The 11910-nt window shown below is 56.5% G+C and carries 13 protein-coding genes; 7 read left to right on the top strand and 6 right to left on the bottom strand.

Annotated elements, in window-relative coordinates; genetic code table 11:
* Positions 1-185: 185 nt before the first annotated feature.
* From ACO0LO_RS05130 to ACO0LO_RS05120, 3 genes are read right to left on the bottom strand one after another with little or no spacing between them, the layout of a single operon-like run.
* A complete protein-coding gene (locus ACO0LO_RS05130) occupies positions 186-401 on the bottom strand; it encodes a DUF2783 domain-containing protein (protein WP_422963125.1) in 216 nt (71 codons plus the stop codon).
* Between the two features lie 12 nt (positions 402-413).
* Complete coding sequence (locus ACO0LO_RS05125; protein ID WP_422963124.1) at positions 414-2159, bottom strand: FAD-dependent oxidoreductase; 1746 nt, start codon at positions 2157-2159, stop codon at positions 414-416.
* A gap of 51 nt (positions 2160-2210) precedes the next feature.
* Entirely contained in the window at positions 2211-3170 is a 960-nt protein-coding gene (locus tag ACO0LO_RS05120) for an MBL fold metallo-hydrolase (RefSeq protein WP_422963123.1), read from the bottom strand.
* 277 nt (positions 3171-3447) lie between these two features.
* Here ACO0LO_RS05120 and ACO0LO_RS05115 point away from each other — a divergent pair, with 277 nt between their 5' ends.
* The 3 genes from ACO0LO_RS05115 to ACO0LO_RS05105 are packed head-to-tail and all read left to right on the top strand — an operon-like array spanning position 3448 to position 5437.
* Complete coding sequence (locus tag ACO0LO_RS05115; protein WP_422963480.1) at positions 3448-4260, top strand: IclR family transcriptional regulator; 813 nt, start codon at positions 3448-3450, stop codon at positions 4258-4260.
* On the top strand, positions 4257-5084 hold the full coding sequence (locus ACO0LO_RS05110) for an IclR family transcriptional regulator (protein WP_422963122.1): 828 nt from the start codon (positions 4257-4259) through the stop codon (positions 5082-5084). Before ACO0LO_RS05115 ends, ACO0LO_RS05110 begins: the two co-directional genes overlap by 4 nt.
* A gap of 2 nt (positions 5085-5086) precedes the next feature.
* Positions 5087-5437 (top strand): TfoX/Sxy family protein, encoded by a 351-nt coding sequence (locus tag ACO0LO_RS05105; RefSeq protein WP_422963121.1) that lies wholly within the window; start codon positions 5087-5089, stop codon positions 5435-5437.
* Between the two features lie 26 nt (positions 5438-5463).
* On the opposite strand, the gene ACO0LO_RS05100 is transcribed toward ACO0LO_RS05105, so the two are convergent.
* Both ACO0LO_RS05100 and ACO0LO_RS05095 read right to left on the bottom strand, forming a co-directional pair.
* A complete protein-coding gene (locus ACO0LO_RS05100) occupies positions 5464-6456 on the bottom strand; it encodes a succinylglutamate desuccinylase/aspartoacylase family protein (protein WP_422963120.1) in 993 nt (330 codons plus the stop codon).
* A 94-nt stretch (positions 6457-6550) separates the two neighbouring features.
* A complete protein-coding gene (locus ACO0LO_RS05095) occupies positions 6551-7879 on the bottom strand; it encodes an MFS transporter (RefSeq protein WP_422963119.1) in 1329 nt (442 codons plus the stop codon).
* 306 nt (positions 7880-8185) lie between these two features.
* Here ACO0LO_RS05095 and ACO0LO_RS05090 point away from each other — a divergent pair, with 306 nt between their 5' ends.
* Genes ACO0LO_RS05090 through ACO0LO_RS05075 form a run of 4 tightly spaced genes read left to right on the top strand, consistent with a single transcriptional unit; the run spans position 8186 to position 11379 of the window.
* Positions 8186-9154 (top strand): N-acetylglucosamine kinase, encoded by a 969-nt coding sequence (locus ACO0LO_RS05090; protein WP_422963118.1) that lies wholly within the window; start codon positions 8186-8188, stop codon positions 9152-9154.
* Positions 9155-9202: 48 nt separating this feature from the next.
* Entirely contained in the window at positions 9203-10033 is an 831-nt protein-coding gene (locus ACO0LO_RS05085; protein WP_422963117.1) for an N-acetylmuramoyl-L-alanine amidase, read from the top strand.
* Between the two features lie 9 nt (positions 10034-10042).
* Entirely contained in the window at positions 10043-10867 is an 825-nt protein-coding gene (locus tag ACO0LO_RS05080) for an N-acetylmuramoyl-L-alanine amidase (protein WP_422963116.1), read from the top strand.
* On the top strand, positions 10864-11379 hold the full coding sequence (locus tag ACO0LO_RS05075) for a M15 family metallopeptidase (protein WP_422963115.1): 516 nt from the start codon (positions 10864-10866) through the stop codon (positions 11377-11379). Before ACO0LO_RS05080 ends, ACO0LO_RS05075 begins: the two co-directional genes overlap by 4 nt.
* 90 nt (positions 11380-11469) lie before the next feature.
* Here ACO0LO_RS05075 and ACO0LO_RS05070 read toward each other — a convergent pair whose 3' ends face one another.
* Complete coding sequence (locus ACO0LO_RS05070) at positions 11470-11856, bottom strand: LexA family protein (RefSeq protein ID WP_422963114.1); 387 nt, start codon at positions 11854-11856, stop codon at positions 11470-11472.
* Between the last annotated feature and the right edge of the window lie 54 nt (positions 11857-11910).

Here is an 11910-nt window from a genome sequence, read left to right as displayed (position 1 = left end):
ATAGCTGCGGAACCATTCCGGCAGCGAGGGATTGGCATCTGCGTGCCTTGCGGGATTCGGGCGAAAAGAATCCCCGGCGTTGATCCGAGGATAACGCTCTTGTCGTTTGCTCTTTGTCGGCCAGGGCAACAGCTTTACAAAGCCGTTACAGCGCTGCTGCGGCTTCTATTCCTGCCTATGGCAGGCTATGAGGCAGGCTCAGGGCCTCCCGTGCTCGCTGCCCGGGCAAGCGTCATCGCCTCGTACAGCGTATCGTAATCGCCGATATGGTTGGCCAGCAGCAGGATCAACTGCGCATTGACGGCCTGGCTTTGGGCATCGTCCAGCCCTTGGTGCATCTCTATCAGCGCTTCATAGAAATCGTCCGGCCGCGCCAGGTTGGCTTGGGTATTAAGTGCCATACTGTACTCCGGCTAGGATAAGGAAGGCATGCCCAGCGCGCGTTGCAGCGCGGCTTGCATCCGGTTTCGGTCTATGCTGCGCCAGCGGGCAGCCACGTGCTGGTCCGGCCGGATCAGGTAGCAGGTGCCTGGCTGCGCGTCGTAACGACGCGCAGCCAGGCCACCGGCATCATGCAGCAGCTTGACTCTGGTTACTAATGAGGATGTGAACAATGCTTCCACGTCCGCCGGCAGGGCTTCGCTGCTGGCCAGTACCAGCTTCACCGGCAGCGGAGCTCCGGCTATCGCCTGCATGGCCTTGTCGGCGCTGGCATGCAACGTGTTTGTATCGCAAAACAGCAGTACGGTAAATTCCTGGCCCAGTTCGGGCAACAGCCACTTCGGCCCCTCCTCCGCATTCGCGGTGCTTGCAACCCCTGCCGCGCTACATGCGTGCAAAGGCGCATCCGCGCAAGAGGCGCCAGGCACCATCTGGCCGGAAAAATCCTCAGTAGCCTCCGTATTCAATACAGATCCGTGCAGCACAGCCGGCAACGACAGGCGGCCGCTATTGACCAGTTGGCGGGCAAAGGGATGCTTGCGCGCCAGCTTCAGCACCGCATCACGGAACAGCCGGCTGACGGCGCTCTTGGGCGTGATGAAATCCGTGGAGCGGGTGGAATTGCGGATATTTTCATCCGCCGCATATTCGCGCTCCTGCGCATAGCTGTCCAGCAGGGCCTCAGGCGCTACACCTTTAAGTACTGCCGCCAGCTTCCATGCCAGGTTTTCGGCATCCTGTATGCCGCTATTGGCGCCGCGCGCGCCGAAAGGGGATACGCCGTGCGCAGAATCTCCGGCAAACAACACGCCGCCATGGCGGAACTTGTCCATGCGCAGGCAGGCGAAGGTATAGACGCTGACCCATTCCAACTGGAATTTTGCGTCCTTGCCGAGCAGGGCCTGCACGCGCGGGATCACGCGCTCCGGTGTTTTTTCCAGTACCGGGTCGGCATCCCAGCCTAGCTGGAAATCGATGCGCCAGACATTGTCAGGCTGGCGGTGCAGCAGCACGGACTGGTTGGGATGAAACGGCGGATCGAACCAGAACCAGCGCTCGGTAGGAAACTCTGCCTCCATTTTGACATCCGCAATCAGGAAACGGTCCTTGAAGATGCGGCCCTTGCTATCCAGCCCCATCAAGCCACGGACAGGGCTGCGCGAGCCGTCGGCGGCGACCACGTAACGCGCCTTCAATGTATAGGCGCCGTCCGGCGTTTCTATGGTGAGGGTAACGCCGTCGCCGCCCCGCTCTAAGCCGGCGACCTTGTTTTTCCAGCGTATATCCAGATTGGACAATTCTCGCGCCCTGTCCAGCAGAAAGCCTTCTACATAATATTGCTGCAGGTTGATGAACGCCGGTCTTTGATGGCCGCTTTCGGGCAGCAGGTCAAAGCTGTAGACCATCTGATCTTGCAGGAAAACCTTGCCGACATTCCAGCGCACACCCTTGTCCACCATCGCCTGGCCGCAACCGAGCCGGTCAAAAATATCCAGCGAGCGCTTGGAAAAGCAGATTGCGCGCGACCCGCTGGACAAGGTGCAATCATCATCCACCAGTACGACGCGGATGCCCTGCTGCGCAAGGTCAATTGCCGTCGCCAGGCCAACCGGCCCAGCGCCCACGACCACAACGGGGTGCGTCACTTCCTGCGCTTCTTGCAATTGTTCCGGGCTGCGCCGGTATTCAAAGCTCAGAGATTGATAATCTGTGCCCATTGTTGTCTCCTCCACTACCCGATACTGTCTGAACTTGTTATTTTTATTGAGTCAGTCTTGCAGCGCAGCCCACATTTCCTGGTCTCTCTGTGCGGTCCAGATGCGCGGGTGCTTGATGCCGCTTGCTTCATCATACGCACGCGATACGTCAAACGGCAGGCAGTGTTCGTAAATGAAGACCTGGCCGAACTTGGGGTCCATTGCCTTGCGCGTGTGCGCCATGGCCCCCTTCAGGTCGAGCTTTTGCGCCACCGCTTCGTGCCCTTGCTGCAACAGCGTGGTGACAAAGTCACGGGTGTAGTCCAGGCCCTTGTTGACTTCGGCAGGGTTCAGCAAGGCAGGGCCGCGTCCCGGCACCAGCTTATCCGCTTCCAGGGCGCGCAATGCTTCCAGCGTGGTAGGCCATTGCTCCAGTTGCGCGTCGCCGCAGTAGCATGCCGCGTCGTATTCCACCAGATCGCCGGAGAATAATACTTTTTGCGAAGGTATCCATACCACGGTGTCGCCCTTGGTGTGGCCGGAACCCAGATGCATGATCTTTACTTCCAGCTTGCCGAGGAAGAGCGTGACTTCTTTTTCAAACACCAGTGTCGGCCATGTCAGGCCGGGAACGGTTTCCACGCCGGCAAACAGGCGCGGGAAACGTTCGATTTCCGATTTCATATCCGCTTCGCCGCGTTCGACGATCATTTCATAGGTGCCGCGACTGGCGATCACTTGCTGCGCGCCCTCGTCAAAATAGGCAGAGGCGCCCAGCACGCGTACTGCATGATAGTGCGACAGCACGACGTGCTTGATGGGCTTGTCGGTGACGGAGCGGATGCGGGCGATCAGGTCTTGCGCCATCGCAGGGGTTGCGGTGGTATCGACGATCAATACGCTATCGTCGCCGATGATGACGCCGGAATTGGGGTCGCCTTCTGCCGTATAGGCCCAGGCGTTGTCAGATAGCTGGATGAAACTGATTTTCTTTTGTTCCAGATCTGCCTGGGATGCGAATGCCTTGGCCATTATGTGCTCCTGTTATGCGGAGGCGGCGCCTCCTGTGGAATTTTGCCTGCCGCCATTGTCTGGCAGCTGCTTGATGGATGCATCATAAACCCTGGTTTTTATATTTGTCAATAACAAATTAATTTGACTATGTATAATTTAAAATTGTGAATAAAAATAACTTATCAGGCAAGGACTTGTCTGTTCCACCACGATCCACCGCTATCCCTTATGATGTTGCCTTGTGCAACAAAGTGACCCACTACAGGCTGTGAGCAAATCCCCGATCAACGACCCCATGCCGAAGGCAGGCAAAGACAAGCAGCAGCGCGGCATCCAGAGCGTCGAAGTCAGCGGCAGGTTATTGCAGGCACTGGCCTTCGCCCGCCACCCGCTGGGGCTGAGTGAACTTGCGGCCGGCGCGGACCTGACATCAGCACAGGCCTTTACCTACCTGGTCAGCCTGGTGAAACTGGGCCTGGTCAAGCGCGACTACCTCTCCGGCAACTATGAACCCGGGCCGCTATCGCTGCGTCTCGGCCTGCTGCATCTGGAACATCAACCGGCATACCGCATTGCGGTTCCCCACGTAACAAGGCTTGCCGAGCAGCTTGGGCACAGCGTGGCCATCTGCGCACCCGGCCTGAACGGGCCGACCATTGTCCGCTATGAGCACGGCGGCTTCCCATTACACGTGAATCTGCACATAGGGACAGTGATGTCGCTGCAGATGACTGCCACCGGGCGGGTGTTCTGCGCGTTTTCCAAAGCAGAGGCTTTACAGACGATGCTGGCGCAGCAACTGGACAATAGCGGCACCCACCCTTCTCCCGCCATTTCCGGCCTGATGTCCGACCCAGCATTCGAAAAAAACCTGGCCGCGATACGCGAGCATGGCATGGAGCGCGGCATCAATGCCCCCAGCCCCGGCATCAGCAGTTTGTGCGCACCCGTCTTCGATGCGAAAAACCTGCTGTGCCTGACACTCACAGTGATCGCCTCTTCCGGTGATATTGATGTCTCCTGGGATGGCGGAACTGCAGAAAGTTTGCGTAAAACGGCAGCTACGATCAGCCGCGAACTGTCGGCCTACCTGAGCGAGGCAGCATGAAGGAAGAATCGTCAGGCGTGGAAACCAAACAGCAACGCGGCATCTTGTCGCTGGATAGCAGCGGCGTCATATTGAATGCGCTGGTCACTGCAGCACAACCGCTGTCATTGAAAGACCTTGCGCTGGCCGCCGGCATGCCCACGGCCAAGGCATTCCCCCATCTGGTCAGCCTGCAGAAAACCGGCATGCTGAACCGCGACACGGATGGCTGCTTCTCTCCCGGCCCACTCAGCCTGCAGCTCGGCCTGATGGCATTGCAAAGGCTGTCTCCCACGCGGGAGGCTGAGCAGGAAATCCTGCAGATGGCGCGGACGACCGGCATGAGCGTCGCAATGGCTACGCTAGGGCCGCTGGGCCCCACCATACTGCGGCTGGAAGAATCCGCCCGGCCGCAGCATATCAGCTTGCGTCTGGGTACCGTGATGTCCCTGATCAATACTGCAATAGGTAGGGTATTTGCTGCTTATTTGCCTGAGGACGTGCTAGGCGGCTTACTGGCCCAGGATGACATGCGCATGGCAGGCCAGCTTTTGAGGAGTGGCAAGGCCGCTCAAGAATATCAACAGCGCTTGCAAGCGATCACCACAGAAAAAATGGATACCGCGCTGGATGCGCCCGTGCCCGGCATACATACGCTGGCGGCGCCTGTATTCGATCATACCGGCAGCATCTGCCTGGTGATTGCGCTGATCGGCTCGGCGGGGAGTTTTAATACGAACTACACGGGAGATGTCGCGCAAAGCCTGCGGCAAGCGGTGATTGGATTGTCGCAGCGCCTGGGATATGTAGGCTCTCCGCCGGCCAAAATAGTGGAGCATAAATAAAGATGAGTGTCAGCAGCGAATTCCAGTCCTACATCAGGGAGAAATTCGAGATTCTCGGCGATGTGGTTTTTTCTCGATTCTTCGGCGGAATCGGCATTTCTTACAATGACATCCAATTCGCCATGGCGATGGGCAATACGCTGTATTTTTGCGTGGATGACAGCAACCGGGAAAATTATACGGAGCTCGGCATGCAGCCGTTTTCATACGCCAGCAAAAAGGGAACGATCCTCGTCAAAAAATACTACTCTATTCCTGACGAGGTGCTGGACAATCCGGGCAATTTAAGGGAATGGGCGCAGGCTGCCATCAAGGCAGCACATGCCACGTCCAGCAAAAAATATACGCGCTGAGAGCGCTTGCCGGTCAGGCCGGCAACTCAGGGAACGCGGCCGCTTGCCTTTGTCAGATAAAACCATTCCTCGCCGGCTTGCGCATTCGCATCCGGGAAAATGATACGTCCATCTGCCTCGGCATGCACCGGTATGCCATTGTGCCGGATACCTATCAGGTCGCCCTTTTTCAAGGTATCGAAACTAGTCCAGGGTCGGCTGAAACGGTCGTCCTTATGGGTTTTGTCAACGACATCATAAATGCGTAGCGCTTCCATGGAGACAGGCTCGGGGTCGCCGCCTGCGATCAGCCCCAGATGCGCCAGGGTATTGATAATCGCGCGGTAAGCAATTTCCGGCGCGCGCGGATCCAGGTGCTGGCCACACTCCAGTGTCATCGCATAGCCACCGACGGAACGCATGTATTCGGTAGTCCCCATGCCAAACAGCGGATCGGCGTTCAGCAATTGCACCGCATCGGCCTTATCTCCCAGCGTGGCAAGGTAATCACGGCGCCTGTCCACGCCGCGTGCGTAGGTGCTCAGCCAGCCATCGACAAACCGATTCACGCCCAGGCGCAGCGCCATGGCTTTTTCCTGTTGCGCAAACCTGAAAGGCTCGACAGGGCCGTCATTATTTTCCGGCCCCACCATGACAAAGGCTTCGCCCTCGCCCCGGAATGAATGCAGGTCGAGCAAGACCTCATGCTGCGCCATCAACGGGCATAGCCAGTTAGCGATGTAGTCTTCAAACTCTTTGGGTTCCGATGTAGGCTGCAGCTTGCGGTTCAGGTTGCGGTCGCCGCTGCGCTCGCCACGTTGATAGGCTAGTGGATTGGCAACCGGCACAAACGTAACGCTGCCGGCGACCATGTTCAGCTTGCCGCTTTCCAGCTCCTCAATGATACGGCGTATAGCCTTGGTACCACAGGTCTCGTTACCATGCACGGCGCCGGTGACCAGCAACTTGAGCCCCGGCCGGGGCGAGGCATACGAAATGCTTTTAAAGTGAAGTGAGGATGTTGCTGCGGAAGAAGACATATCGCTACCTTGAAACTTGCTGATCCAGTCGAAGATTATAAAAGTATGCCCGGCAGCTTTGCCAGGCATGCAAAATTTGCCTGCCGGCCGTTGTTCATTTTTTGCGACCGAAACCGGGGTCTATGCGGATCAGTGCGGTAATGCCGAGGCTGGGGATCGCAGCTATGCAGATCCATACGAAGAAGTGCGCATACCCGAGCTGTGCCTGTATCCAGCCGCTGAACATGCCGGGCAACATCATGCCCAGCGCCATGAAGCCCGTGCAGATCGCATAATGCGCAGTCTTGTGCTCACCGTCGGCCACCATGATCATGTACATGATAAACGCTGTAAAACCAAAACCATAGCCCAATTGTTCTATCGCCACCGCTGCAGCGACGACAAACATGTTCTGGGGTTGAACAAATGCCAGATAGACATACGCCAGATGCGGCACATTGATGGAAAGCGCCATCGGCCACAACCATCGCTTCAAACCGTGGCGCGACACCAGATAGCCGCTGGCCAGGCCGCCGACCGTCAGCGCCAGCATGCCTATCGTCCCATAGACGACTCCTACTGCCTGCGTGGACAAGCCCAGCCCTCCTTTGTCCACGCTATCCAGCAGGAAAGGCGGCGCCATCTTGACCAGTTGCGATTCGCCGAAGCGGTACAGCAATAAAAAAGCCAGCGTCAGCAACACATTTTTCTTTTGCAGGAACTTGGCAAAGACGGAAAAAAAACTTTTAACGATATGGCCGGATTCGCGCATCGGACGGTCGGCGGCGGGCCTCGGCAATACCAGCTTGTGATACAGGGATAATGAAATGAACATCGCCGCCAGCACAAAAAATACGACAGACCAGGCAAACGCCGGCTTGCCCGTCATGTCCGTCAGGCTGCCGGCCAGATATACCAGTGCGCCCTGTCCCGTAATCATGGACATGCGGAAGAACATGCTGCGTATACCGACATAAGCTGCCTGCTCGTGCTGCTGCAGCGCCAGCATGTAAAAACCGTCGGAACTGATGTCATGCGTAGCCGCGCCGAAAGCAAGCAGCCAGAACCCGGCCAGCGTCAGCTGGAAATAATTCGGCATGGGTATCGTCAGCGCGACCAGCGCAAATAAGCCGCCGATCAGCAATTCCAGCCCGATGACCCATAGCCGCTTGGTCTTGAACATGTCAACAAAAGGCGACCATAAAGGCTTGATGACGAAGGGCAGATAAAGCCAGCTCGTGTAGAGTGCGATGTCTGCATTGGACACGCCCATTTTTTTGTACATGATGACAGACATCGTCATGACAATGACATAAGGGATGCCCTGGCTGAAATACAGAGAGGGAATCCAGCGCCACAGGCTACCGGAGCCGGAGGCGGCTTTCTCCACGCCCAACTGCTGGGGAGGCGATGAATACTCGGTATTGACGGTGTTGGAACTCAAAAAACCTCCGCCCAGCCTGGCGAGTCGGACAAATGATGTAAAGGATTTAAAAAATCAACGCACATTGCAGCTTACTTATATTCTCAGCAAATTTGGTGCCCGGCGACTGAAATTTTGCCGCGGGCGCATATACAAAAGTTATAGCCGCTCGGAAATGGGCTTGCTGGGGTATTCCAAAAAGTCATACTCTCGCCTTATCTTTTCATTGGCAGACAATTAACCCGAATCTTATGATAAAACCGTACATCCCATGTTCGCGCTGCTTTGATGCAAAACGATCATAACCGTTCCCAATAAAATCATAAAATGATATCTGCCCAGGTCAACCCTTTACCAGCGCCCCCCTTTTCCGGACGGCTGGGCCTTGGCATTGACGCAGGTGGCACGCAAACCCGCTGGGCGCTTGCGGGTGAAGATGGCAGTATCATTGCAGAAGGCTTTGTCGGAGGCTTCACTGCTCTGCAGATAGGCACCAGTTCCGGCCATCAGATAGTCAGCCGGCTTTTCAGCGAGATCGCGCAGTCTGTTTTGGCCGTGGGCCGGCCGCATACGGTGCGGGCCGGCATTACCGGCTTCAGCGGACTGGCGGAGGCTGCAGGAGAGCTGCGCAGCATGCTGGCACGGCCTTTCGGATTATCTTCCGAGACAATCATCCTTAGCAACGACATTGAACTGGCTTACCAGGATAATTTTGCGCAGGGCGAGGGATACCTGGTGTATTCAGGAACAGGCTCCATCGCCGCCTTCATCGACAGCGACGGCGTGTTCCACCGGGCCGGCGGACATGGCGGCGTCCTCGACGATGCCGGAGGCGGCTTCTGGATCGCACGCGAAGCATTGCGCCATATATGGCGTAGGGAAGACGAGCTGCCGGGCAGCTGGCGCTCATCGGCGATGGCGTTGAAGGTTTTCGAGCACATTGGCGGCAATGACTGGGCCTCGTCGCGCGCGTTTATTTATAACTCAACGCGAGGCGAAGTGGGCATGCTGGCATTGGCCGTGGCGGCCGCAGCGGATACCGACTCCGCAGCACTGGCCATCCTGAAGAACGCCGGCTGTGAACTGGCAAGGCTGGGGATGGCGCTTAGCGGGCGCTACGGCGAAAAAACCATCGTACTGGCAGGACGGGTGCAAGAGCTGCATGCGGCGGTTGCGCAAAGCATGCATTCCTGCCTACCGCCCAATACCAGTTTTAGGCAAAGCACCCGCCGGCCGCATCTTGCGGCGGCACGCATAGCAGCAAATATCGCCGCAGCTGACGGGCGACATCGATGAAACCCCTCTGTGTTTTTTTCCATAATCGAGCATAATCCCTACCCAGCGATGAAAAAACTTTTTACCCTGATTGCCATGACCGCTTTCCTTACCGGCTGTGCCAGCACCTTGAACATTGACAGGACCTATTCAGGGAAAATGCAGGATAGCCGCGCCCGCTTCCTGGTCATCCATTACACGGTCTCGAACCTGCAGCGCTCCATCCAGCTGCTGACCGGAGATAATGTCAGCGTGCATTATTTGGTAAGCGATGAGGACCAGCCGCGCATCTATGGCATGGTGGACGAAAGCAAACGCGCCTGGCACGCCGGTAAAAGCGAATGGAAGGACTACAAGAGCCTGGGAGCCAGCTCGATCGGCATCGAGATCGTCAACCCCGGCTATATCGATACCCCTGCTGGCCGCGTTTATGCGCCCTTCCCGCAAAAACAGATTGATGTGCTGATGCCGCTGATCAAGGATATCGTGGCCCGCAACCAGATCGCTCCTGAGAACATCCTGGGCCACAGCGACATCGCACCGCAGCGCAAGCAAGACCCTGGACCTATGTTTCCGTGGAAGCAGTTGGCCGATGCGGGCCTGATTATCTGGCCGAATGCCGACCAGGTAAAAGCAAGGCAGGCCGCATTTGAAAACCAATTGCCGGATATTGCCTGGTTCCAGAAGAAACTGCACGAACATGGCTTTGCCTTACCGCAGACAGGTGAACTGGATGCTGCAACAAAGAACGTTATCAGCGCTTTCCAGATGAAATACAGGCCGTCCAATATAGACGGCAAACCCGATGCGGAAACGGCGGCGATACTGGACGTGCTGACAAGCTCGCCATCGACCCTAGTGACCCCGTTTCTCGAACAGATAGCCCATACACCAAAATAAGGACGAATAATGAAATCAGGTACAAAGATGCGGTTGACGTGGATAGTATTACTGGCTGCGATTGTGGCATTGAGCGGCTGCGCTACGGGGTTACGGCTGGATACCAGCAAAACCGCCGTCAGCCAGGAGAGCCGGGTAAAATTTTTGATCATCCACTACACGGCACAGGATATGCCTACCGCGTTGCATACGCTAACCCAGCAGGAAGTGAGCGCGCATTACCTGGTGGGCGATGATAACCCTACCACGATCTACCGCCTGGTGGATGAAAGCCAGACCGCCTACCAGGCCGGACTGAGCGACTGGAAGGGCTATAGCCGGCTGAATCCCAGTTCCATTGGCATAGAAATCGTCAACCTGGGTTACCACGATGGGCCGAATGGCCGTACCTACGTCCCCTTTCCGCAATACCAGATAGACAGCCTCATCCCTTTGGTAAAAGAAATCGTGGCACGCCATCATATCAAGCCGGAGAATATTCTCGGCCACCAGGAAATTGCGCCCCAGCGTAAACCTGATCCGGGGCCTCTGTTCCCATGGAAGCAGCTAGCAGACGCTGGCCTGATTCCCACTCTGGACGCTGCACTGATTACGGCAAAGAAGGACGAGTACGACCAGCAATTGCCTGACATTGCTTGGTTCCAGAAAAAGCTGGCCCAGCACGGTTACGCAACGCCGCAAACCGGCGTGCTGGATAACGCCACCCGCAACGTGCTGATCGCCTTCCAGGCGCGCTATCGTCCCGCCAAGTTCGATGGCTCTGCCGATGCAGAATCGGCGGCTATTCTGGAAGTGCTGACCACAACCAAGCCGTTTACCAAACCGCAGCAATGAACCTGGCGCTTGAAGAATTAGGAATATCGCAGAGCCTGCTGGACGCGCGTGGTTTCATCGCTCAGGAAGAAGCACGGGAATTGGCAATAGTGGAAATTGGCGAGGATGGCCGCGAGTTCATGCTGACGCCGACAACGGGCGCTGCGTGGCACAGCATGAAAAATGCCGCGCAAGAAGATGGTGTCGCCCTGGTAATGGTATCCGCCTTCAGGAGTATACAAAGGCAGGCGGAAATCGTACGCAGTAAACTGGATGATGGCCTGCAGATTACAGAAATTTTGACAGTTGTCGCGCCGCCGGGATATAGCGAGCACCATACCGGCCGCGCCATTGACATAGGTAGCGACGAAGATACTCCAGAGCTGGAGATAGAATTTGAAACCACGGTAGCGTTTGCATGGCTCACACGGCATGCGGGCACATTCGGCTTCTTCATGTCCTATCCGCAAGGGAATTCTTCAGGCTACCAGTATGAACCCTGGCACTGGTGCTTTAAAGAGCCTTCGACGTGAACGCTGCAACAGGTCTCAACGGCAAACACGCGACGTAATACAAGCTTATATTGGAAACTTGCGTACTACCGCCGTAACGACACCCCACAGCTAAGGATCATCGGCCTTTTTGCAGATGATGGTATCGACATCAGGGTGCTCAGACTTCAATACCAGCATGCCGTGCGAACTGTGCAGCCGCATCAGAACATATTCATTTTCCACAATAGCGATCACCATCTGGCCGCTCTCTGCATGCACGGAGCGATCTACTAGAAGCTTGTCTCCATCACAGATGCCGGCGCTGCACCAGCTATCGTCCTGCACGTCAAAGAAGAAGGAGCTTCCTTTATTCGGCACCACATAGTTATTCAGATCCAGCGTCGTCTCCGCATAACCGGATACCAGCGGCGAAAAATCCGGCGGCAAGCTGCGGCTCAGTTCCGGGATCCTGCACAAAGGTGAATCCGGATCAGGACTGACAGGCAGCTGGCTCAAGGTTTTCTTTTTAAGCGATGATGGATGAAAAGTTCGGGCAGTTTGCATAGCACT

Origin of the sequence: Undibacterium sp. TJN25 (assembly GCF_049339885.1) — a bacterium.
Lineage (GTDB): Bacteria > Pseudomonadota > Gammaproteobacteria > Burkholderiales > Burkholderiaceae_D > Undibacterium.
This window is presented reverse-complemented; position numbering and strand designations above follow the sequence as displayed.

Coding starts and splice junctions, on each gene's coding strand:
- ACO0LO_RS05100 (WP_422963120.1), bottom strand. CDS start 6,456: ATGTCTTCTTCCGCAGCAACATCCTCACTTCACTTTAAAAGCATTTCG.
- ACO0LO_RS05130 (WP_422963125.1), bottom strand. CDS start 401: ATGGCACTTAATACCCAAGCCAACCTGGCGCGGCCGGACGATTTCTAT.
- ACO0LO_RS05085 (WP_422963117.1), top strand. CDS start 9,203: ATGAAAAAACTTTTTACCCTGATTGCCATGACCGCTTTCCTTACCGGC.
- ACO0LO_RS05080 (WP_422963116.1), top strand. CDS start 10,043: ATGAAATCAGGTACAAAGATGCGGTTGACGTGGATAGTATTACTGGCT.
- ACO0LO_RS05090 (WP_422963118.1), top strand. CDS start 8,186: ATGATATCTGCCCAGGTCAACCCTTTACCAGCGCCCCCCTTTTCCGGA.
- ACO0LO_RS05115 (WP_422963480.1), top strand. CDS start 3,448: ATGCCGAAGGCAGGCAAAGACAAGCAGCAGCGCGGCATCCAGAGCGTC.
- ACO0LO_RS05125 (WP_422963124.1), bottom strand. CDS start 2,159: ATGGGCACAGATTATCAATCTCTGAGCTTTGAATACCGGCGCAGCCCG.
- ACO0LO_RS05105 (WP_422963121.1), top strand. CDS start 5,087: ATGAGTGTCAGCAGCGAATTCCAGTCCTACATCAGGGAGAAATTCGAG.
- ACO0LO_RS05110 (WP_422963122.1), top strand. CDS start 4,257: ATGAAGGAAGAATCGTCAGGCGTGGAAACCAAACAGCAACGCGGCATC.
- ACO0LO_RS05075 (WP_422963115.1), top strand. CDS start 10,864: ATGAACCTGGCGCTTGAAGAATTAGGAATATCGCAGAGCCTGCTGGAC.
- ACO0LO_RS05120 (WP_422963123.1), bottom strand. CDS start 3,170: ATGGCCAAGGCATTCGCATCCCAGGCAGATCTGGAACAAAAGAAAATC.